This is a genomic window from Pseudomonas sp. B19125, assembly GCF_044218855.1.
Classification (GTDB): domain Bacteria; phylum Pseudomonadota; class Gammaproteobacteria; order Pseudomonadales; family Pseudomonadaceae; genus Aquipseudomonas; species Aquipseudomonas edaphica.
In genome coordinates this window covers 4,642,030-4,664,459 of record NZ_CP162589.1, presented here as the reverse complement: position 1 = coordinate 4,664,459, position 22,430 = coordinate 4,642,030, and the positions used below count along the sequence as shown (strand labels likewise).

The 22,430-nt window shown below is 61.9% G+C and carries 20 protein-coding genes; 16 read left to right on the top strand and 4 right to left on the bottom strand.

Translation table 11 applies throughout. From position 1 onward, the window contains the following. Positions 1-238 precede the first annotated feature (238 nt). Positions 239-817 carry a helix-turn-helix domain-containing protein gene (locus AB4P96_RS20955; RefSeq protein WP_017139004.1) on the bottom strand — a complete coding sequence of 193 codons (579 nt, stop codon included), beginning with the start codon at positions 815-817 and terminating at the stop codon, positions 239-241. Beyond that, the gene (locus AB4P96_RS20950; RefSeq protein ID WP_395600032.1) at positions 805-2,760 is read right to left on the bottom strand and encodes an FAD-dependent oxidoreductase; all 1,956 of its coding nucleotides are present in this window, start codon (positions 2,758-2,760) and stop codon (positions 805-807) included. Before AB4P96_RS20950 ends, AB4P96_RS20955 begins: the two co-directional genes overlap by 13 nt. Positions 2,761-2,892: 132 nt before the next feature. Between AB4P96_RS20950 and AB4P96_RS20945 the strand changes: the two genes are divergently transcribed. The 11 genes from AB4P96_RS20945 (at position 2,893) to AB4P96_RS20895 (ending at position 16,068) form a co-directional block, all read left to right on the top strand. Next, positions 2,893-3,651, top strand: a complete 759-nt coding sequence (locus AB4P96_RS20945) for a class II aldolase/adducin family protein (protein ID WP_395600031.1) — start codon at positions 2,893-2,895, stop codon at positions 3,649-3,651. Between the two features lie 41 nt (positions 3,652-3,692). Then, on the top strand, positions 3,693-4,331 hold the full coding sequence (locus AB4P96_RS20940; RefSeq protein ID WP_069787296.1) for a TetR family transcriptional regulator C-terminal domain-containing protein: 639 nt from the start codon (positions 3,693-3,695) through the stop codon (positions 4,329-4,331). 150 nt (positions 4,332-4,481) lie between these two features. After that, a complete protein-coding gene (locus tag AB4P96_RS20935; RefSeq protein WP_169987095.1) occupies positions 4,482-5,273 on the top strand; it encodes an enoyl-CoA hydratase/isomerase family protein in 792 nt (263 codons plus the stop codon). 31 nt (positions 5,274-5,304) lie between these two features. Next, positions 5,305-6,465: an acyl-CoA dehydrogenase family protein gene (locus AB4P96_RS20930; RefSeq protein ID WP_395600030.1), complete on the top strand. Its 1,161-nt coding sequence runs from the start codon at positions 5,305-5,307 to the stop codon at positions 6,463-6,465. A gap of 18 nt (positions 6,466-6,483) precedes the next feature. Beyond that, the gene (locus tag AB4P96_RS20925; RefSeq protein WP_395600029.1) at positions 6,484-8,592 is read left to right on the top strand and encodes an acetate--CoA ligase family protein; all 2,109 of its coding nucleotides are present in this window, start codon (positions 6,484-6,486) and stop codon (positions 8,590-8,592) included. Continuing rightward, positions 8,582-10,189, top strand: a complete 1,608-nt coding sequence (locus AB4P96_RS20920; protein WP_395600028.1) for a 5-guanidino-2-oxopentanoate decarboxylase — start codon at positions 8,582-8,584, stop codon at positions 10,187-10,189. Before AB4P96_RS20925 ends, AB4P96_RS20920 begins: the two co-directional genes overlap by 11 nt. Positions 10,190-10,208: 19 nt before the next feature. Further along, positions 10,209-11,795, top strand: coding sequence for an ABC transporter substrate-binding protein (locus AB4P96_RS20915; RefSeq protein ID WP_395600027.1), 1,587 nt, complete (start codon positions 10,209-10,211; stop codon positions 11,793-11,795). 149 nt (positions 11,796-11,944) lie between these two features. Then, entirely contained in the window at positions 11,945-12,904 is a 960-nt protein-coding gene (locus AB4P96_RS20910) for an ABC transporter permease (RefSeq protein ID WP_236447014.1), read from the top strand. Positions 12,905-12,907: 3 nt separating this feature from the next. Beyond that, the gene (locus AB4P96_RS20905) at positions 12,908-13,735 is read left to right on the top strand and encodes an ABC transporter permease (protein ID WP_099547681.1); all 828 of its coding nucleotides are present in this window, start codon (positions 12,908-12,910) and stop codon (positions 13,733-13,735) included. A gap of 2 nt (positions 13,736-13,737) precedes the next feature. After that, a complete protein-coding gene (locus AB4P96_RS20900) occupies positions 13,738-15,357 on the top strand; it encodes an ABC transporter ATP-binding protein (RefSeq protein ID WP_395600026.1) in 1,620 nt (539 codons plus the stop codon). Positions 15,358-15,366: 9 nt separating this feature from the next. Beyond that, on the top strand, positions 15,367-16,068 hold the full coding sequence (locus tag AB4P96_RS20895; protein ID WP_017139016.1) for an NAD(P)H-dependent oxidoreductase: 702 nt from the start codon (positions 15,367-15,369) through the stop codon (positions 16,066-16,068). A gap of 120 nt (positions 16,069-16,188) precedes the next feature. Here the strand turns inward: AB4P96_RS20895 and AB4P96_RS20890 are convergent, their stop codons facing one another. Then, entirely contained in the window at positions 16,189-17,268 is a 1,080-nt protein-coding gene (locus tag AB4P96_RS20890) for a 3-deoxy-7-phosphoheptulonate synthase (protein WP_236447016.1), read from the bottom strand. A gap of 620 nt (positions 17,269-17,888) precedes the next feature. On the opposite strand from AB4P96_RS20890, the gene AB4P96_RS20885 reads away from it, so the two are divergent. Both AB4P96_RS20885 and AB4P96_RS20880 read left to right on the top strand, forming a co-directional pair. Continuing rightward, the gene (locus tag AB4P96_RS20885) at positions 17,889-18,638 is read left to right on the top strand and encodes a carbon-nitrogen hydrolase family protein (RefSeq protein WP_395600025.1); all 750 of its coding nucleotides are present in this window, start codon (positions 17,889-17,891) and stop codon (positions 18,636-18,638) included. 1 nt (position 18,639) lies between these two features. Beyond that, positions 18,640-19,086 carry a GNAT family N-acetyltransferase gene (locus AB4P96_RS20880; RefSeq protein ID WP_395600024.1) on the top strand — a complete coding sequence of 149 codons (447 nt, stop codon included), beginning with the start codon at positions 18,640-18,642 and terminating at the stop codon, positions 19,084-19,086. Between the two features lie 35 nt (positions 19,087-19,121). Here the strand turns inward: AB4P96_RS20880 and AB4P96_RS20875 are convergent, their stop codons facing one another. Continuing rightward, the gene (locus AB4P96_RS20875) at positions 19,122-19,361 is read right to left on the bottom strand and encodes a DNA-binding protein (protein ID WP_017139021.1); all 240 of its coding nucleotides are present in this window, start codon (positions 19,359-19,361) and stop codon (positions 19,122-19,124) included. 81 nt (positions 19,362-19,442) lie between these two features. Between AB4P96_RS20875 and AB4P96_RS20870 the strand changes: the two genes are divergently transcribed. The 3 genes from AB4P96_RS20870 to uvrC all read left to right on the top strand — a co-directional run bounded on the left by AB4P96_RS20870 (position 19,443) and on the right by uvrC (position 22,426). Continuing rightward, positions 19,443-19,808, top strand: coding sequence for a helix-turn-helix domain-containing protein (locus AB4P96_RS20870; protein ID WP_099547685.1), 366 nt, complete (start codon positions 19,443-19,445; stop codon positions 19,806-19,808). A gap of 151 nt (positions 19,809-19,959) precedes the next feature. Further along, positions 19,960-20,601, top strand: coding sequence for a UvrY/SirA/GacA family response regulator transcription factor (uvrY, locus tag AB4P96_RS20865; RefSeq protein ID WP_003190387.1), 642 nt, complete (start codon positions 19,960-19,962; stop codon positions 20,599-20,601). 1 nt (position 20,602) lies between these two features. Then, the gene (uvrC, locus tag AB4P96_RS20860; RefSeq protein WP_099547686.1) at positions 20,603-22,426 is read left to right on the top strand and encodes an excinuclease ABC subunit UvrC; all 1,824 of its coding nucleotides are present in this window, start codon (positions 20,603-20,605) and stop codon (positions 22,424-22,426) included. The last annotated feature ends 4 nt before the right edge of the window (positions 22,427-22,430 follow it).

The window sequence follows — 22,430 nt, the reverse complement described above, 5'->3', positions numbered from 1 at the left end:
ATGTCCAGGCCGATGCCTCCACGTACGACCTTCCAGGTTTTACGGGATTTGACATCCCTTACTCGATCCCAATCATCCTGAGTCGGTTTCCCAAACAACAAATGCAATAAAGACATGGCGACAACCTCGAAAAGAAGTAGCCATTTTTATAGCAAGCGACTGGGTGCCTCACCACTGATGGCAAGCCGCGCCACTGTCGCCAGTTCCCGTAGGAAACGTCTGCATTTGCTACAGCGGCCTAAAATGTCGGGGGTGTAATCACCCAGATCACCACTGTATCCACCTTGCCCGGGTTGCCATACCGGTGCGGCTCGCTGCTGGCAAAGCTGAAACTGTCGCCTTCAGCCAACAGAAAATGCCGCTCACCGACCCACAGCTCAAAGGTGCCGCTCAACACATAGCCCGCTTCTTCGCCTTCATGGCTGTAGCTTTGCTGGCTGTAGGTGCCGGGTGGGAAGCATGAGTGCAGGATCTCCAGTTGGTGGTTGGGCAATGGCGTCAGCAGTTGGTCGACGATGCCATCTTCATAACGGATGCTTTGACGATTGTTTTTACGTACCACATAGCCTTCATCCGCTGGGGCAGGGGCGGCCTCGCTGGCAAAAAACCACTGGATAGTCACGCCCAGGCTGCGGGCGATATTGAACAGCGCCGGGATCGATGGGTACGCCAGGTTGCGCTCCAACTGGCTGAGATAGCCGGCGGTCAGTTCACTCAGTTGCGCCAGTTCGGTCAGCGTCAGGCCGCGTGCCTTGCGCAGACCGCGAATGCGCGTACCGAGAAACAGTGGCTGCGGTTCGTCGTTCAGAGTTTCCACGCTACCTTGAGTCCTTCGTAGATCGCCTCTTCGGCGGTGCGCGGCGCCAGGCAGTCGCCGATGCGCTCAAAGGGCATCAGCCCCGCAAGCTCCGCGCCCAGAGTGTCCACCGGCTGATGGCCCTGGCACAACACCAGGCTGTCGATATTCTCCAGCAGCATCGGTTCGCCGCTGGCGCTGTGTTGCAAGTAAACCGTGCTGTCGTCGCAGCCGTAGAGGCGCGCATAAGGGATGATGGGAATGCCCAGGCGGTGTAGCTCGCCCGCCAGTTGATCGCGTACATAGAGCGGCAGGTTTTCCCCGCAATGCGTGCCATTGACCGCCAGTTGCACCTGATGGCCGGCGCGCACCAGACGCTCGGCGATACCGGGGCCGATCCAGTCGCAGCGCCAGTCGACCACCACCACCGAGCGCCCCAAGGTGACCTGATCGCGCAACACCTGCCAGGCATCCACTACTTGCAGCTCGCCGCCGCGCTCGAATGCCGGCCAATAGGGTTCGGCGCCGGTGGCGATGATCACGTGGTCGGGTTGCTCCTGCACCACCAGGGCGCGGTCGACGCGGGTATTGCGCAGCACACGCACGCCTGCCAGCGTCATCTCTCGTTGCAGGTTGGTACTGGCGCCGCCGAATTCGCTGCGCCGTGGCAGCAACTGCGCCAACAGCACCTGCCCGCCCAATTGCCCGCTGGCTTCAAACAAGGTCACGTCGTGGCCGCGTTGCGCGGCCACAGCGGCAGCTTTCATGCCGGCCGGGCCACCGCCGACCACCATGATGCGGCGGCGTTTCAACGTCGGTTGCAGGTTACCGAAGTGCAGCTCGCGCCCCGTCTCGGGGTGCTGGATGCAGGAGATTGGCAAGCCCTTGTGAAAGTGCCCGATACAGGCCTGATTGCAGGCGATGCACGCGCGCACGTCTTCAGCGCGGCCGTCGAGGGTTTTGGCCGGCATCAGCGGGTCGCAGATCAGTGCGCGGGTCATGCCGCACACATCGGCCTGGCCGCGCGCCAGGATCAGCTCGGCCTCCTGCGGCTGGTTGATCCGCCCGGTGACAAACAGGGGTATCGACAGGCTGGCTTTGAACGTCGCGGCCGCATCGGCCAGGTACGCGGCGGCGATGGCCATGGGCGGCACGATATGCACTGCGCCGCCCGTGGACGCCGAGGTGCCGGCGACGATATGCACATAATCCAGCTGCGTTTGCAGGTGTTGCACGGCCTCCAGGGATTCGCTTTCGGTAAGGCCTTCGCTGTCGCGCTCATCGGCAGAAATGCGCAGGCCGATGATGAACTGCGCGTCGGTCGCGGCCCGCACGGCCGCAATAATTTCCCGCAGGAATCTCAGGCGTTGTTCAAGCACGCCGTTGTAGTCATCGGTGCGCCGGTTAACCCGTGGGTTGAGAAACTGCGCGGGCAGATAGCCGTGGCTGGCGACCACTTCCACGCCGTCAATTCCCGCCTGATGCAGGCGCCTGGCCGCCGCTGCGTAACCGCTGACGATCTCATCGATCATCGCCTGGTCGAGCGCCCGTGGTATCACCCGAAACCGCTCATTAGGCACTCCCGACGCCGAGTACGCCACCGCCAGCAACCCGTCTGCCGACTCCATGATCTCGCGGCCCGGGTGGAATATTTGCGACAGCACCACGGTGCCCTGAGCGTGGCAAATATCGGCTAACTCACGATAGCCGTCGATGCATTCGTCGTCGGTGGCCATCAGCACATGGGAGGTGTACCGCGCACTGTCATGCACGCCCGCCACCTGCAACACAATCAGCCCCACACCGCCTTCGGCGCGCGCACGGTGATAAGCGATCAATTGCGCATTGACCCGGTTATCCGTCGGCATCGAGGTGTCATGCCCGCTGGACATGATGCGGTTCTTCAGACGTTTGCCACGCAGTACCAAGGGTTCGAACAGATGCGGGAAGGCAGCGTGCGACATGGTGCGGATACTCCAGGCGCTGTTATTGTTATTTTTCTAGTAAGAGGCGAGCGCCAGTAAAAAATCAACTTGTTTTTTTACTGACGGCTGGCTTAGCGTCGCCTTTACCAACCCCGTGCCTGGAGAATAAAAATGACTCACTCCACCGAGCAGCAACTGCGCGAAGAGCTCGCGGCCTGCTATCGATTGGTCGCGCACTACCGCATGAGCGACCTGATCTTCACGCATATTTCGGTGCGTATTCCCGGGCCGGAACATCACTTTCTGATCAATCCTTATGGGCTGATGTTCGATGAAATCACCGCCTCCAACCTGGTCAAGATCGGCCTGGACGGGCAGGCGGTCGAACCTTCTGCTTATGCCGTAAACCCGGCTGGTTTTGTCATTCACAGCGCCATTCATGGCGCTCGCGAAGACGCCCAGTGCGTGCTGCATACCCACACCCGCGCCGGCTGTGCGGTGGCGGCGCTGGAGTGCGGTTTGTTGCCGGTCAATCAGATCTCGATGGAGTTCTACGGCAAGGTTGCCTACCACGACTATGAAGGCGTCGCCCTGGACATGCACGAGCAACGCCGGCTGGTGCAGGACCTTGGCGACAAGCCGGTGCTGATGCTGCGCAACCATGGTTTGTTGACGGTGGGCGCGACGGTTGGTGAGGCGTTTCTGCGCATGTATTACCTGGACAAGGCCTGCGATATCCAGATCGCCGCGCAGGCCTGCGGCAAGCTGATCCTGCCGCCGGCTGAGGTTTGCGCTTACACCGAGCAGCAATTCAATAATCCCAACCGATCGCTGGAGGAGGGCGAGCTGACCGATGTGAATGCCATGCAGCTGGCATGGGCGGCGTTGCTGCGGATGCTGGATCGGGTGTCGCCCGGTTACCGCGACTGAGGTAGAGTCGTGCAGCCGACTCAACCGAAGGACACCGCCCCATGACTCAGGAATCGCGTTTCTCCCGCATGGAGCCGCAATTGCGCAAGGCCAACCTGGTTCAGGCGACGCTGACGTGCCTCAAGCGCGATGGCTTCCAGGGCGCTTCGATCCGCAAGATCAGCGCTGAGGCCGGGGTGTCGGTAGGGCTGATCAGCCATCACTATTCGGGCAAGGATGAGTTGGTGGCCGAGGCCTATCGCACCATCACCGCCCAAGTCATGAGCCTGTTGCGCGAGACCATGGCCAAGGCGCCGCCGCAGCCGCGTGAGCGTTTATCGGCGCTGTTCCGTGGCTCCTTTTCAGCTGAACTGCTCGACCCACAGCTGCTGGACGCCTGGCTGGTGTTCTGGGGCGCGGTCAAGACCGCGCCGGCGATCAACCAGGCCCACGAGCATTCCTATGGCGAGTACCGCACCATCATGCGTTCGGCGTTGGCGGACATGGCCAAAGAGGAAGGCTGGGAGCAATTCGACGCTGATTTGGCCGCCATCGGCTTGAGCGCGTTGCTCGATGGCTTGTGGCTGGAGTCGGGGCTCAACCCCGGCACGTTCACGCCGCAGCAGGGCATCCAGATCTGCGAAGCCTGGGTGGACGGCCTGCAAGGCGGCGGTCGCGCGCGCTACCAGCTCAAAGCCTGAACCTTCCCTGCAGCGCCTGAACGCTCTATTCGGGCGTTTTTTTTCGCCCTGAAAATATTTGCAGTTTGCCGATTGCCTCCTTGCTGAACACTCGTTTAGTATCTCGCCATGTCGCACCCCTCACGCCAATTAAAATAATTCGAGGAAGCCATGACTACCGATTCGCCCGTGCTCACTCAGGTGCAAGCTGGCGTTGCCTGGATCACGCTCAACCGTGGCCCGCAGCGCAATGCACTCGACATCCCGACCCTCAACTACCTGCATGCGGTGCTCGACGCGTTCAACACCGACCCCAGCGTGCGGGTGGTGGTGCTCACCGGCAGCGGCCGTAGTTTCTGCGCCGGTGCCGACCTGGCTGAGTGGGCCGACGCCGAGTCCCGTGGCGCCCTGGAAACCTACGGCTGGACCGAAACCGCTCACGCCCTGATGACCCGTCTGCATACCCTCGACAAACCTACGATTGCTGCGATCAACGGCACCGCCGTCGGCGCGGGCATGGACCTGACCCTGTGCTGCGACCTGCGCATCGCCGCCCAGTCGGCGCGGTTCAAGGCCGGCTACACCAGCATGGCGTATTCGCCGGACGCTGGCGCCAGTTGGCACTTGCCGCGCTTGATCGGCAGCGAGCAGGCCAAGCGCCTGCTGTTCCTCGATGAGCTGTGGAGCGCCGAGCGTGCACTGGCCGCCGGGCTGGTGGGCGAAGTGGTCGCCGATGAGCAGCTGCATGCCCACGCAAGCGAGCTGGCCACGCGCCTGGCCAACGGGCCGACCTTCGCTTTCGCCCAGACCAAAACCCTGATCCGCGAAGGCGCCGGGCGCAGCCTGCCTGAACAGCTTGAGGCCGAACTGGCCGCCGGGCTGCTGTGCGGGCGCAGCGACGACGGCGCTGAAGCGCTGCGTGCCTCGATGGAAAAACGCCTGCCGGTTTTCTCCGGTCACTAAGCCCACACAGGAAGCACACACAGGTAGCGCCATGAATTTCCAACTCAGCCAAGAACAAGACATGTTGGTGGACGCGGTACGCAGCTTTGTTGCCAGGGAATTGCTGCCCCATGAGGACGCGGTGGACCGTGCCGACGCGGTTTCGCCCGAGCTGGCCGCGCAGATTCGCGACAAGGCTGTCGCTGCCGGTTTTTATGCCTTCAACATGCCCGAAGAGGTGGGCGGTGGTGGCCTGGATTACCTGTCCCAGGCGTTGATCGAACGCGAGCTGTCCAAAGTCTCGTGGGCGCTGCATGTGTTTGTCGCGCGCCCGTCCAAGATTCTCATGGCCTGCACCGGCGCGCAGGTCGAGGACTACCTGTTGCCGTGCGTGCAAGGCAAGAAAATTGACTGTTTCGCGCTGACCGAACCCGGCGCCGGCTCCGACGCCAATGCGATCAAGACCCGCGCCGTGCGCAGCGGCGATGACTTCGTGATCAACGGCAGCAAGCACTTCATCAGCCACGCCGGCCATGCCGATTTTGCCATCGTGTTTGCCGTCACCGACACCTACGAACACAACGGCCGCCAGCGCAATGCGGTGACTGCATTCCTGGTCGATCGCGGCACGCCCGGCATGACCATCCGCCGTGGCCCCAAGTGTGTGAGCAACCGCGGTTATCACACCTATGAAATGTTCTTCGACGACTGCCGCGTGCCAGCCTCCAAAGTGCTGGGCGAAGTCGGCAAGGGGTGGGAGGTCGCCAACGCCTGGCTCACCGCTGGCCGGGTGATGGTCGCAGCCAACTGCGTCGGCCAGGCCCAGCGTGCGCTGGAGTTGTCGCTGCAATGGGCGGCGGACCGCAAGCAGTTCGGCCAGCCTATCGGCACCTACCAGGGCGTGAGTTTCAAGCTGGCCGACATGGCCACGCAGATTCGCGCCGCCGAGCTTCTGACCCTGCAAACCGCCTGGAAGATGGACCAGGGCAGCATGACTGACGGTGAGGCCGGCATGGCCAAGCTGTTTGCCAGTGAAACCCTGGGCAGGGTAGCCGATGAAGCCGTGCAGATCTTTGGCGGCATGGGCTTGATGGATGAAGGGCCGGTGGAGCGCATCTGGCGTAACGCGCGGATCGAACGGATCTGGGAAGGCACTTCGGAAATCCAGCGGCACATTATTGCCCGTGAACTGTTGCGGCCGTTGTTGCGCTGATCGGCGCGGAGAACGCTTATGTCCCAGGCTATTCGCGACAACCTCAAGCGCCTGCTGGCGCCCCGGCACCTGGCTTTTGTCGGCGGGCGCAGCATGGCCCGCGCCCTCAAGCGCTGCGCCGACGGCGGTTTTACCGGGCCGATGTGGCTGGTCAACCCGCAGCATGACTGCCTCGACGGCATCCCGTGTGTACGTCGGGTTGCCGATTTGCCTTACGGCCCGGATGCGGTGTTTATCGCGACTAACCGGGAGCTGACCTTGGCTTGTGTAGCCGAACTCGCCGCCCTCGGCACTGGCGGCGCCATTTGCTATGCCTCCGGGTTTGCCGAGACCGGTGCCATTGGTGCGGCCTTGCAACACCAGCTTATTTCAGCGGCGGGCGACATGGCCTTGCTCGGCCCCAACTGCTACGGCTTGTTGGACTATTTGCACAGCGCCGCGCTGTGGCCGGTGGCCCACGGCGGCAAGGCGGTAGAGAAGGGCGTGGCGGTGCTCACCCAGAGCGGCAACTTCGCCTACAACCTGTCGATGAGCGACCGCTCGCTGCCCATTGCTTATATGGCGTCGGTGGGCAACCAGGCGCAGTTGGGGGTTGCCGAGTTGATGGACGTGCTGCTCGATGAGCCGCGCGTGACCGCCATCGGCCTGCACCTGGAAGGCTTGAAGAATGTGCCGGGGTTTGCCCGCGCGGCGCACAAGGCGCTGGAAAAAGGCATCCCGATTATCGCGCTGAAAACCGGCGTGTCGCAGATCGGCGCCGAGTTGGCCTTGAGTCACACCAGTTCGCTGTCTGGTTCCGATGCGCTGTACGACAGCCTGTTTGCGCGCCTTGGCGTGATCCGCGTGAGTGGGCCGGTGAGTTTTGTCGAAACCTTGAAAGCGGCGGCCTGCGGCAATCTACCTGGCGGCAATTGCCTGATCGCACTGGCCTGTTCCGGTGGCGACGCGGGGCTGATTGCCGACTACGCCGAGCGCAACCAACTGGCCTTGCCGAAGCTCGACGCAGGCCAGCGCGCCGAACTGGCGCAGGTGCTGCCCAGCTATGCCAACCTGGTCAACCCATTGGACTTCACCACCGCCATCTGGGGCGACCGCGAGGCGCTCGAACGCATGCTCGAAACGGCCCTGCGCACCGATGCCGATGCGGCGATGCTGGTGCTGGATTACCCGGCCGAATTCACTGGCGAGCGCAAGGAATGCGACCTGTTGTTGGCGCTGTTTTGCGCCGCGCTCAGTCGTCATGGCAAAACCGGATTCGTCACCTCGGCCTTTCCCGAATTACTGCCGGCCCATGCCCGCGAACGCCTGCATGCCCACGGCATTGCCGCGCTGCAGGGGGTGGAAGATGCACTCGCTGCCTGGGGGCGGATTGCCGACTATCAAAACCATCGCCGTGTGTTGTTGGAACGCGGCGAGTCGATCCTTGCACCGCTGTGCCCTCAGCCTCTTGCGGGCCAAGGCCTGGCGCTGGATGAATGGGCGTCCAAACAAGCCTTGCGCGCCTTTGGCTTGAGCACGCCAGCGGCGGTGCTGAGCACGCCAGGGCGCGCCATCGCAGACGCCAAACTCTTGGGCTATCCGTTGGTGCTCAAGGCCGTCAGCACCGACCTGCCGCACAAAACCGAAGCCGGTGCAGTGGCGCTCAACCTGAAAGACGGTGTCGCACTGACCGCCGCGCTGGAGCAGATGCGCGAGCAAATCGGCGCTTATGCGCCGGGCATTGTCTTTGATCAATTGCTGTTGGAAAGCATGGCTACAAAGCCCTTGGCCGAGTTGATCGTGGGCATCAAACGTGAAAATGACTTTGGCCTGGCCCTGGTGATTGGCGGTGGCGGGATCCTCGTGGAGTTGCTCAAAGACAGCCGCAGCCTGCTGCTGCCGACTACCGACGAGGCGATTCGCAACGCCGTGCTCAGCCTGCGCAGCGCGGCCTTGCTGCAAGGTTTTCGCGGGCGTGAAGTGGCGGATATGGATGCGTTGGTGGCGGCCATTCGCGCGGTGGCCGACTACGCCTGCGCCAACGCCGGGCGGTTGCTGGAACTGGATGTGAACCCATTGTTGGTCAATGCCCACGGCACGCTGGCGGTGGATGCGTTGATTCGCCTAGGAGATGAACATGCAAGATAAGACCCTGACCGGCGGCCAGGCCCTGGTGCGGTTGCTGGCTAATTATGGCGTCGACACCGTGTTCGGCATTCCCGGCGTGCACACCCTGGAACTGTATCGAGGCTTGCCCGGCAGCGGCATTCGCCACGTGCTGACACGCCACGAGCAGGGCGCCGGTTTTATGGCCGACGGCTATGCGCGGGTCAGCGGCAAACCGGGCGTGTGCTTTGTGATCACCGGGCCTGGCGTGACCAACGCCGCCACCGCCATCGGCCAGGCCTACGCCGACTCGATTCCGATGTTGGTGATCTCCAGCGTCAACCACACCGCCAGCCTCGGCAAAGGCTGGGGCAGCCTGCACGAAACCCAGGACCAGCGCGCCATCACCGCGCCGATCACCGCGTTTTCGGCGCTGGCCTTGAGTGCCGAGGATTTGCCCGAATTGATCGCCCGCGCCTATGCGGTGTTCGACAGCGAGCGGCCACGGCCGGTGCATATTTCGGTGCCGCTGGATGTGCTGGCAGCGCCGATCAAACGCGACTGGAGCCATGAAGTCGTGCGGCGCCCGGGACGCGGCCTGCCATCGGCCGAGGCGCTGGAGCTGGCCGTAGCCAAGCTCGCGGCGGCCAAGCAACCCATGATCATTGCCGGTGGCGGCGCGCTGGCGGCGGGTGATGCGTTGCAGCGCTTGAGCACGTTGTTGGCGGCGCCGTTTTTCAGCAGTGTGGCCGGCAAGGGTTTACTGCCGGTCAATGACCCGCTGAATGCCGGTGCCACCCTGTGCGTGGAACCCGGCTGGCAACTGATCAGCCAGGCGGATGTGGTGCTGGCCGTCGGCACGGAAATGGCCGACACCGATTACTGGCGCGAGCGCTTGCCCATCACCGGCGAACTGCTGCGCATCGATATCGACCCGCGCAAGTTCAACGATTTCTACCCTTGCGCCGTGGCGCTCAAAGGCGATGCCCAACAGACCTTGCTGGCCTTGCTCGAACGTCTGCCGCCTGCGCCGCGTAACGCCGATGCGGCAAGCCAACAGGTCGCGACATTGCTTGAGGCGGTCGAGCGGGGGCACGGCCCTTTGCAGACCATTCACCAAGGCATTCTTGAGCGTATCGAGGCCGAGCTGCCCGCCAACGCATTTATCAGCAGCGACATGACCCAGTTGGCCTACACCGGCAACTACGCCTACCGCAGCCGCGCCCCGCGCAGTTGGCTGCACCCTACCGGCTACGGCACCTTGGGCTATGGCTTGCCTGCCGGCATTGGCGCCAAGTTCGGCGCGCCGCTGCGTCCGGGCCTGGTGTTGGTGGGCGATGGTGGCTTCCTCTACACCGCCCAGGAACTGGCGACCGCGGTCGAGGAACTGCACAGCCCGTTGGTGGTGCTGCTATGGAACAACGACGCCCTCGGCCAGATCCGCGACGACATGCTCAGCCTGGACATCGAGCCCATCGGCGTGCTGCCACGCAACCCGGACTTTGCGCTGTTCGCCCAGGCGTTCGGCTGCACCGTGAACCAACCCAAAAACCTGGATGAGTTGCAGACGGACTTGCGCAACGGTTTCAAACGCAATGGCGTGACCTTGATCGAGCTCAAACATGCCTGTGCCTGTTGACCTTTAGAGGAGCAAGACCATGAGCGAAAACAACAACAAAATGACTCAAGCGATGCACCGAAGGGACTTTCTCAAACACAGCGCCGTGGCGGGTGCGGTGGCGGCAGCGTTTTCCATGGGCCTGCCGTTGCACGCGTTTGCCGAAGAGGCGACACCCAAAGCCGGTGGCGTGCTGCGCCTGGGCCTGGCAGGCGGCAGCACCACCGATTCGCGCGACCCCGGCTCCTGGGTCGACACCTTCACGTTCGTCGGCTTCTCGGCGGTGTACAACACGCTGACTGAAATCGCCGTCGACGGCAGCGCGATCCCCGAATTGGCCGAGCGTTTTGAGTTCACCCCGGATGCGCGGGTGTGGACCTTTCACTTGCGTCAGGGCGTGACCTTCCACAATGGCAAAAGCCTCAGCGCCGACGATGTGGTGGCGTCGATCAATCACCACCTGAGCAAAGACTCCACGTCGGCGGCCAAAACCGTACTGGGCGACGTCGCCAGTGTCAGCGCCAAGGGCAATGATACGGTGGTATTCGAGCTGCATTCCGGCAATGCCGACTTTGCTTATGTAGTCGCCGATTACCATTTGGTGATCATGCCCGCCAAGGACGGCGGCGCCGATTGGCAGGCCGGTGTGGGCACCAGCGGTTACCGCCTGAAAAGCTTTGAACCCGGCGTGCGCATGGACCTGGAACGCAACCCCGATTACTGGAAGCCCGGCCGCGCGCACTTCGCCAGCGCAGAACTGCTGGCCATCGCCGACGGCGCGGCGCGGGTCAATGCACTGGTCACCGGGCAAGTGGATGTGATCAACAAGGTCGACCTCAAAACCGTGGCCTTGCTCAAGCGCAATCCAAATCTTGTGATCGAGGAAACCAAGGGCGCCCAGCACTACACCTTCCCGATGCTGTGCGACAGCAACGAGTTCAAGAACAACGACATCCGCCTGGCGATGAAGCACGCGATCAACCGCGAAACCTTGCTGGCCTCAGTACTGCATGGCTATGGCCTGGTTGGCAACGACCACCCGATCCAGCCCGGCAGCCGCTTTATCAACGCGGCGTTGGAGCAGCGCACTTACGACCCGGACAAGTCACGCTTTTACCTGCGCAAAGCCGGTGTGGAGTCACTCAAGGTGCGCCTGCAAGCCTCCGACGCCGCCTACACCGGCGCGGTGGACGCCTCGGTGCTGTTCAAGGAGCAGGCGCGCCAGGCCGGTATCGACATTGACGTGGTACGCGAACCGGCTGACGGGTTCTTCTCCAATGTGTGGATGAAGCAGCCGTTCACCACCTCGTTCTGGTACAGCAGCCTGACCGCCGACCGCATGTTCAGTATCGGCTATGCCAAAGGTGCAGCCTGGAACGAAACCCACTGGGACAACCCACGCTTCAACCAACTGCTCACCGCCGCCCGTGGCGAGATGAACGCGCCGCTGCGCCAAGAGATGTACAACGAAATGCAGGCCCTGTGCCGCGATGACGGCGGCGCGATTGTGCCGCTGTTCGCCAGCTCCGTGGCGGCGCGCTCGAACCGCGTGAGTCATGGGCCGCTGACGGCGCCCTACGGCGAACTGGATGGGTTGCGGTTGATTGAGCGGTGGTGGCAGGCATAGAAACCCTCCAAACAATGAAGATTCAATGTGGGAGCTGGCTTGCCTGCAATGGCGGTGTGTCAGGCTAAAAATCTATCGCTGATGTACCGCTATCGCAGGCAAGCCAGCTCCCACACTGGATTTGTGGTGGCTTAGGAGTCAACACACACATGAATAGTCTGTTGAAACTGGTCTTCCAGAGATTGGCCCTCGGCCTACTGTCGTTGTTCGCCGTCTCGGTGATCATCTTCCTCGCCGTCGGCCTGCTGCCCGGCGATATCGCTCAGGCCATGCTCGGCCAGTCGGCCACGCCGGAAACCATCGCCGCTTTCCGCGCGCAGTTGGGCCTGGATCTGCCGCCGCTGACGCGCTTTGCGCACTGGCTGTTGCGGCTGTTACAGGGTGATCTGGGTGCGTCGCTGGCCAACCAGCGGCCCATCGCCGAGTTGATCGGTGCGCGGCTGGGTAACACCTTGAACCTGGCCGCCCTGGCGGCATTGGTGTCGGTGCCTACCGCGCTGGTACTGGGCATGCTTGCGGCGCTGTACCGCAACAGCTGGTTCGATCGCCTGCTCAACACCACGGCGTTGAGCGCAGTGTCGTTCCCGGAGTTCTTTGTCGCGTACCTGCTGATCCTGGTGTTCTCGGTGAAGCTGGGCTGGTTTCCCAGCCTGTCCAACCTGGCGCCGGATGCCACGTTCGGCATGCTCCTGGAGCGCTCGGTGCTGCCGGTTGCCACCCTGAGTCTGGTGGTGATCGCGCAAATGATGCGCATGACCCGCGCCTCCTTGATCAACCTGTTGGCCAGCCCGTATATCGAGATGGCCCGGCTCAAGGGCATCAGCCAATCGCGGATTATCTGGAAGCACGCGTTGCCCAATGCACTGGCGCCGATCGTCAACGTGGTGGCGCTGAACCTGGCGTACCTGGTGGTGGGTGTGGTGGTGGTCGAGGTGGTGTTTGTCTATCCAGGGCTCGGCCAGTTGCTGGTGGACTCGGTGTCCAAGCGTGACATCCCGGTGGTGCAGGCGTGCAGCCTGATTTTTGCCGCCACCTACATCCTGCTCAATACCGGGGCGGATGTGCTGTCCATCGCCAGCAACCCACGCCTGATGCATCCCAAGGGGTAAGCCATGAGCCTGTTGAGCCAAGTGGCCCGGGCGCCGTTGAGCGCCAAGTTCGGCCTGCTGATTATTCTGTTATACGTCGCGCTGGCGCTGTTGGCGCCGCTGCTGGCGCCCTATGGCGAAACCCAGGTGGTGGGTGAAGGCTTCGCGCCGTGGAGCGGCCAGTTTTTGCTGGGCACCGATAACCTGGGGCGCGACATGTTCAGCCGCCTGATGTACGGCGCGCGCAATACCTTGGGCATTGCCTTCCTGACGACGACGCTGGCGTTTCTGCTCGGTGGTTTGAGCGGTTTGGTCGCGGCGATCAAGGGCGGCTGGGTCGACCAGGGGTTGTCGCGGGTGGTGGATATCCTCATGGCGATCCCGCAGCTGATTTTTGCCTTGTTGATTCTCAGCGTGGTCGGCACCAATGCCACCTCGCTGGTGCTGGTGATTGCGCTGCTGGATTCGACGCGGGTGTTTCGCTTGGCCCGCGCGGTGGCGATGACGGTGGTGGTGCAGGATTTTGTCGAAGCCGCGCGCCTGCGCGGTGAAGGCTTGTGGTGGCTGGTCACCCGCGAAGTGCTGCCCAACGCCGCGGCGCCGCTGATCGCCGAGTTCGGCCTGCGTTTTTGCTTTGTGTTCCTGTTTATCAGCGCGCTGTCGTTCCTCGGCCTGGGCATCCAACCGCCCACCGCCGACTGGGGCAGCATGGTGCGCGACAACGCGGTGTTGATTACCTTCGGCGATATCAGCCCATTGTTGCCCGCGTTGGCGGTGGCGTTGATCACCGTCAGTGTGAATTTTGTCGTCGACTGGATGCTGCACAAATCCAGCGGCCTGAAGGAGGGTTGAGGATGGACAGGCCATTGCTGGAAATCCGCAACCTGCAGGTGGAAGGGCATTACGAGGATGCCTGGCACCCGTTGATCAAGGGCATTGATCTGACCTTGCAGCGCGGTGAAGTGTTGGGGCTGATCGGTGAGTCCGGGGCGGGTAAATCCACCCTCGGGCTGGCAGCGATGGGCTATGCGCGCGACGGTTGCCGCATCATCGGCGGCTCGGTGTGTTTTGATGGCATTGAGTTGCTGCAGGCCAAGCCCGAAGCCTTGCGCAAGCTGCGCGGCTTGCGCATCGCGTATGTCGCGCAGAGCGCGGCGGCGTCCTTCAACCCGGCGCACCGCCTGATCGACCAGCATGTGGAAACGGCGGTGATCAACGGCGGCATCAGCCGCGCCCAGGCCGAGCGCGAGGCGGTGGAGCTGTACCGCGTACTGCGTTTGCCCAACCCCGAGACCATTGGCCAACGCTACCCGCATCAAGTCTCGGGCGGGCAGTTGCAGCGGGTGATGACGGCCATGGCCATGGCCTGCCATCCGGACCTGATTATCTTCGACGAACCCACCACCGCCCTCGACGTCACCACCCAGATCGAAGTGCTGGCGGCGATCCGTGACGCGGTGAAAACCTTCGGCAGCGCCGCGTTGTATATCAGCCACGATCTCGCCGTGGTCGCGCAGATGGCCGACCGCATCATGGTGCTGCGCCACGGCAAGTTGGTGGAGGAGGCCGACACTCGCAGCATGCTCAGCCAGCCGCAGCAGGACTACACCAAATCGTTGTGGGCAGTGCGCAGCTTTCGCACCGAGCCCAAGGCATGCCCGGTGGCGCAGGTGCCGTTGCTGGAAGTGCGTCAGGCCTGCGCCAGCTATGGGCAGCAGCCGGTACTGCATGGGGTGTCGATGCAGCTGTATCGCGGCCAGACCCTGGCGGTGATCGGCGAGTCCGGCAGTGGCAAAAGCTCCACCGCGCGCTTGATTACCGGGCTGCTGCCGGCCACGGCGGGGCAGGTGCTGTATGACGGCGAGGCGCTGCCGGTGGATTTTCGGCGGCGCAGCAAGGAGCAATTGCGGCGCATCCAGATGATCTACCAGATCCCCGACACGGCGCTGAACCCGCGTCAGCGCATCGTCGACATCATCGGCCGGCCACTCACGTTTTACCTGGGCCTCAAAGGCAAGGCGATGCGCGCGCGGGTCGCCGAGTTGCTGGAGATGATTGAACTGGACCCGGCGGTGTTCATGGAGCGCCAGCCCCGTGAATTATCGGGCGGGCAAAAGCAACGTATCTGTATCGCCCGCGCGCTGGCGGCCGACCCGCAACTGGTCATCTGCGATGAAGTCACCTCGGCCCTTGATCAACTGGTGGCCGAGGGCGTGCTGAAACTGCTCAACCGCCTGCAGCAACAACTGGGCGTGGCCTACCTGTTTATCACCCACGACGTGGCCACCGTGCGGGCGATTGCCGACGAGGTGCTGGTGATGCAGCGGGGCAGGGTAGTGGACCAAGGCAGCCGCAATGCGATTTTTACTCCGCCGTACCAGGCTTACACCGGCCTGTTGTTTTCATCGGAGCCGGAAATGGACCCGGACTGGCTCGACCATTTGCTGGCCCAACGGGCGGCGCCCACTGTTTGAGGAATGCACATGAAGGTGTTGATTGTTCACGCTCACCCTGAGCCTCAGTCGTTTACCGCGGCGTTGCGCGACCAGGCGCTGGCTACGTTACAAGGCCAGGGCCATGAAGTGCAGGTGAGTGACTTGTATGCTATGCAATGGAACCCTGTGGCGTCTGCCGCTGACTTTGCCACGCGGGAGAATCCGGATTATCTGGTGTATGCCCTGGAGCAGCGCCTGGGCGTAAAAAATCAGTCGATCGCGGCGGACATCCAGGGCGAACTGGACAAGCTGCTGTGGGCCGACCTGCTGATCCTCAACTTCCCGATCTTCTGGTTCTCGGCACCGGCCATGCTCAAGGGCTGGATCGACCGGGTGCTGGTGTCCGGCGTGTGTTACGGCGGCAAGCGTTTTTACGATCAGGGCGGGCTGGCAGGCAAGCGCGCGCTGGTCGCCGTGACCTTGGGCGGGCGTGAGCATATGTTTGGTGAGGGCACGATTCACGGGCCGTTGGAGGAGATGCTGCGGCCGATTCTGCGCGGCACCTTGGCGTATGTCGGGTATGACGTGCTGGCGCCATTTGTGGCCTGGCATGTGCCGTATATCAGTGCCGAGGCGCGGCAGGATTTTCTGCTGGGGTATGAACAGCGGCTGCAAGGGCTTGCGGATGAGCAGCCCTTGGTATTTCCGAAGCTGGCGCAGTTTGATGAGGCGCTGTATCCACTGTCCTGAACGCAACGATATTCAAATGTGGGAGCTGGCTTGCCTGCGATAGCATCAACTCGGTGTACCTGACACACCGGGGTGTCTGCATCGCAGGCAAGCCAGCTCCCACATTTTGATCTGCATGGATCAGTTGGCTGTGTGTTGCTGGCGGAGGCGCTCAGCCGCACTGCGCAGCAATTGCTCGGTGCCGCTCCAACCCAGGCAACCATCGGTCACCGACACCCCGTACTTCATCGACGCGCTCAACGGTTGGCAGCCTTCGAACAGGTGGCTTTCGAGCATCATGCCGATCAGCGACGTGTCACCCTGCAGGCGCTGCTGGAGCACGTCGTTGAACACCGCCGGTTGACGCAGCGGGTCTTTGCCGCTGTTGGCGTGGCTGCAATCGACCATGATGCGCGCCGCGACCTTGGACTTGGCCAGGTCGTGTTTCACCTGCGCCACGCTTTTCGCATCGTAGTTCGGCCCACGATGACCGCCGCGCAATACCAGGTGCGTGTCGGGGTTGCCCGGTGTCTGGATGATCGCCGGATGGCCTTGGCTGTCCACCCCGAAGTGACGATGCGGGTGAGACGCTGAGCGCATCGCATCACAGGCAATCGCGACGCCGCCGTCGGTGCCATTCTTGAAGCCGACCGGCATGCCCAGGCCGCTGGCCATTTCGCGGTGGATCTGCGATTCGGTGGTGCGTGCGCCGATGGCGACCCAACTGAGCAGGTCATCGAAGTAGCCGGCGGCCATGGGTTGCAGCAGCTCGGTGGCGACCGGCAAACCCAGGCGCAGCATCTCGCGCATCAGTTCGCGCGACAGGGTCAAGCCTGCGGCCATGTCGTCGCTGCCATCCAGGTGCGGGTCGTAGGCCAGGCCTTTCCAGCCGATGGTGGTGCGCGGTTTTTCGACGTAGGCACGGATCACCAGCAACATCTGGTCGCTGACTTCCAGCGCGAGCTTCTTGAGGTTGCGCGCGTATTCCATGGCCGACTCGGGGTCGTGGATCGAACACGGGCCGACAATCACCAGCAAACGCGAGTCTTCGCCATTGAGGATGGCGCGCACGGCTTGGCGATGGGCGTGGATCTGTTCGTTGAGGAACGGGCTGAGGGGCAACTGGTGCTTGAGTTCAAGGGAACTGGGCAGGCGCTGGGTCAGGGCTTCATTGGCGCTGGACAGGTTGGCAACAGGCAAGGCGGCAGTGGCAGAGTTCATATTCAAGGCTTCCTGGGCAAGCGGCGGGCTGTTCCCGCACGCTCTGCCCTACTGGGGTGTTCGACAATTGGCCGTATTGGCTACGTGTGTTGGCTTGCCACCAATAGGTGACCGATCGGAGGCGGCAGGCTGTCCCGAACGGAGCTTGCTAAATCGCCATGCAGTCGAAGTGTCGTAACGGTAATAAGTGGCGTAGTTCATGTCGTGAGTCCTTTTAGTGTTCGGTGTGAAGCAAAATTATTGGGGCCTTGAAAAAACAAAACCCCCGGTCGGGGAGCCGACCGGGGGTTAGATTTCTCTGGTAGGCGACCCCTTGAGTAGTGGGCGCCGATTTCAGGTATCAGGCGCGCCAGTGGCTAAACCAATACCCAAAATAAAAGCTGACCAGTGCGCTCAAACCGCTCACACGGGTAGCCGACACCGAGCGCTGGGCGCTGGCAGCAGGGCAAACCTGAGTATGGGTGAGTTGCAACATGGTGTGTCTCCAAATGATGGGGGGAGCTTACTAGAGGCACGCGGGTTGATTCAATCAGTAATTTCTATCGCATGACCTACTTACGGCTATGGGGTAAGTGCCGATATGCTGGTAACACGTTAATAATGATTGCCAGGACGCGACCATGACTGCCTTGACCCTCGCCGCAGCTCAAACCACTTCCATCGCCGGCGACGTGCCGGGCAACATCCAGGGGCACCTGAGGTTCATGCAGGCGGCGGCGGAGCAGGGCGTGCAATTGTTGGTGTTTCCGGAATTGTCGTTGACCGGCTATGAACCCGCTGTGGCCGCCCAACTGGCAATTACGCCCGAGGACGTGCTGCTGGCGCCGCTACGTGAGATGGCGCAAGAGTTGCGAATGACCGCAGTGGTGGGCATGCCGATTCGCTTGGCACCCGGGACCGGTGTGTTTATTGGCGCCCTGGTATTGGGCGCAGATGGCTCGCTGGCGGTCTACACCAAGCAGCATTTGCACCCGGGCGAAGAGGTGGCGTTTGTCGCAGGGCAGGGCGGTGCAGCACTCGAATGGGCGGATGACCGGATTGCGCTGGCGGTCTGTGCGGACTTTTCCCACGCCAGCCATCCGCGTCTGGCAGCAGAGGCTGGCGCTACGGTGTACGCCGCCGGTGTGCTGATCAGCGAAGGCGGGTACGCGACCGACAGCGCGCTGCTTCAGGGGTATGCCGCAGAGCATCGCATGCTGGTACTGATGGCCAACCATGGTGGCCCGTCCGGCGGTTATACCTGTGCGGGGCGCAGCGCTATCTGGAGCGCTGATGGAACCCTGCTTGCCGACGTACCGGGCATTGGCGAGGCCTTGGTGATTGCTCGCCGCAACGGTGAGCAATGGACTGGCCAAGTGGTAGCCTTCTGAAATGGCTTTTCACCTGCGCGCGGCGACGGACCGCGACCTGCCATTCGCACGAACGCTGACCCATGAAGCCATGAACCGCTATTACCTGCAGTACGATTTGTTGTGGTCTGACCATGGCTTTGACGTCGCCTGGGCTTCGCGTGAAAACTGGCTGATTTGCCAGAATGAAACCGTGATGGGGTTTATCAGCGTGAATCGTGACAGCCAGGCACTCTATATTCGCGAATTACACCTGCTCGAGCGCTGCCGCAAACAGGGCGCTGGCAGTTGGGTGTTACAGCAGATGGTGCTTAAGACGTGTGCGCAGGGCTTGGGCCTTTTACGCTTGACCGTGTTCAAGACCAACCCGGCGAGACGCCTGTATCAGCGCCAAGGGTTGAGTATTGTCGGGGAGAAGGACTGCTTTTGGCGCATGGAGCGCGAGTGTCGGGCGGCTGTCGTGGACTAAATCAGGCACGCTGTAGGAATAAGCGCATACTGCGCTCAGGACACACTGCTTGGATTAAGGTGTTGAGCGACGCGTTCATCCACGATAATCCCTTCTTTCATGCCCAGCAGCACCGCTACTTTATGGGCTTCCCCACGCCGTCCCTTTTTACGCCCAGCAAGCACTTGATACGTGGTGGCCGGATCAACGCCATGTTCACGTGCGAACGCTTGAACTGACTTTCCTTGATATTCCAGCCAGGCCTTGGCTTGTGCAGCGGTACGGATTCCGGGCATAGTTCAAAACCGTTCAAGTTTGTGTAATGCGAGATGAATGTGTCACCTCTTGGGGTGTGCCAGATAGGATCATACATCCAAATGAGTGGAATCGGTTCGCGTTTGCGGCAAGAAAGAGAGCGACTTGGCTTGTCGCAAAAAGCATTTGGTGAAATTGGAGGGGTTGAGGCCAATGCCCAGGGTAAATATGAAAATGGGGGCCGGGCGCCTAAAGCCGACTACCTGTCACGGGTAGCCGAAAAAGGTGTGGACATCCTGTATGTGTTAACCGGCAACGCCACCCCGATTCAATTGGAAAACCTCAGCCAGATAGAAGAAAAGGTCCTCGGTGATTACCGCGCCATGTTCAAGGAAGACCAGGATGCAATCCGCCGCCTGACGTCTACCCTGGCCGAACATTCGGCTGCGTCGAATGGGAAAAGCAAACCGCAACCCCAGGATTCCTGACCTTTTACCCAGGAAATAGCGCTGCTTGTCATCCGACGGGCCGCCGCATCGCGTTGAAACTCTATATATATGACGCTAGCAGCTAGGTCTGCGCCTTGGTTTTTTGCTAAGGTGTTCAGCAACCTATAAGACCATATCGCGAGGTGTCTGCTTGATTAGGGTGCTAGTAGTCGATGACCATGATCTCGTTCGTACGGGCATTACACGAATGCTGGCTGACATCGATGGCCTGCAAGTAGTCGGCCAGGCTGAATCGGGGGAGGAATCCCTGATCAAGGCTCGGGAGTTGAAACCCGATGTGGTTTTGATGGACGTCAAGATGCCTGGGATTGGCGGTCTTGGTGCCACCACCAAATTGTTGCGCAGCCATCCGGACATCAAGGTCGTGGTGGTCACTGTGTGCGAGGAAGATCCGTTTCCTACGAGGCTTCTGCAAGCTGGGGCAGCCGGTTACCTGACCAAGGGCGCAGGCCTGGCCGAGATGGTGCAAGCCATACGCCTGGTATTTGCCGGCCAGCGCTATATCAGCCCGCAGATTGCCCAGCAGTTGGCGATCAAATCGTTCCAGCCTACCAGCGACTCGCCGTTTGATGCGCTGTCGGAGCGGGAAATCCAGATCGCCTTGATGATCGTCGGCTGCCAGAAAGTACAGACGATCTCCGACAAGCTGTGCCTGTCGCCCAAAACCGTCAACACCTACCGCTATCGTATTTTCGAGAAGCTCGCCATCAGCAGTGATGTTGAGTTGACCCTGCTCGCGGTACGCCACGGCATGGTGGACGCCAGCGCCTGACATGACCACACCGTTTGATCCAAGTGCCTTTCTCTCAACCTGCAGTGGCCGCCCTGGCGTGTACCGCATGTTCGACAGCGAGGCACGCCTGCTTTACGTGGGCAAAGCCAAGAACCTGAAGAACCGCCTGGCGAGCTACTTTCGCAAGACCGGGCTGGCGCCGAAAACCGCCGCGCTGGTGGCGCGTATCGCCCAGGTTGAAACCACCATCACCGCCAATGAAACCGAGGCGCTGCTGCTGGAGCAGACGCTGATCAAGGAGTGGCGGCCGCCCTACAACATCCTGCTGCGTGACGACAAATCCTACCCCTATGTGTATTTGTCCGACGGCAACTTCCCGCGCCTGAGCATTCACCGAGGCGCAAAGAAGGCCAAAGGCAAGTATTTCGGCCCGTACCCGAGCGCCGGTGCGATCCGCGAAAGCCTGAGCCTGCTGCAAAAGACCTTTTTTGTGCGCCAGTGCGAAGACAGCTTCTACAAAAACCGCACGCGGCCGTGCCTGCAATACCAGATCAAACGTTGCAAGGCACCCTGTGTCGGCTTGGTTGAACCTGCTGAGTACGCCGAAGACGTGCGCCATTCGGTGATGTTCCTCGAAGGACGCAGCAATGCCCTCACCGATGAACTCTCCGGCGCCATGGAGCAGGCCGCCAGCACCCTGGATTTCGAACGGGCCGCTGAGTTGCGCGACCAGATTTCGCTGTTGCGCCGCGTCCAGGACCAGCAAAGCATGGAGGGTGGCAACGGCGACGTCGATGTGATCGCTGCATTCGTCAACCCGGGCGGCGCCTGTGTGCACCTGATCAGCGTGCGTGGCGGGCGAGTGTTGGGCAGCAAGAACTTCTTCCCGCAGACCGGTATCGACGAGGAAGTGGCCGAAGTCATGGCCGCCTTCCTTGGCCAGTACTACGTCAGTAGCCCCGAGCGCGACTTGCCGTCCGAACTGATCGTCAACGTGGTGCATGAGGACTTCCCCACGCTGATCGAGGCGATCCACGAGCTGCGCGGGCGCGAGCTGGACATCAGCCACCGTGTACGCGGTACCCGCGCGCGCTGGCAGCAACTGGCGGTGACCAACGCCGAACAGGCCCTGGGCGCGCGTCTGGCCAATCGTCAGCACGTTGCCGCACGTTTCGATGCCCTGGCCGAGGTCCTCAACCTCGACGAGCCGCCCCAGCGCCTGGAGTGCTACGACATCAGCCACTCCAGCGGCGAAGCCACCGTGGCCTCCTGCGTGGTATTCGGGCCGGAAGGGCCGATCAAGTCCGATTACCGGCGCTACAATATCGAAGGCGTCACCGCCGGCGATGACTACGCCGCCATGCACCAGGCGCTCACGCGGCGCTTCAGCAAACTCAAGGACGGCGAGGGCAAGCTCCCCGATATCCTGCTGGTAGACGGCGGCAAGGGCCAGTTGTCCATGGCCCGTGACGTGCTCAACGAACTGGCCGTGCCCGACCTGATCCTGCTCGGCGTGGCCAAGGGCGCCACGCGCAAGGCCGGTTTCGAGACGTTGTACTTGAATGATGCCGCCCATGAGTTCACTTTGAAGGGCGACTCACCCGCATTGCACCTGATCCAACAGATTCGTGACGAAGCCCACCGTTTTGCCATTACCGGCCACCGCGCCCGCCGTGGCAAAACCCGGCGAACCTCAACCCTGGAAGGGGTGGCGGGTGTTGGCCCGACGCGCCGTCGCGACTTGCTTAAACATTTTGGTGGCTTGCAGGAGCTATCCCGTGCCAGCATTGACGAAATAGCCAAAGCCCCCGGTATCAGTAAAAAGCTCGCAGAATTGATTTATGCAAGTCTGCACAGCGAATAGAATG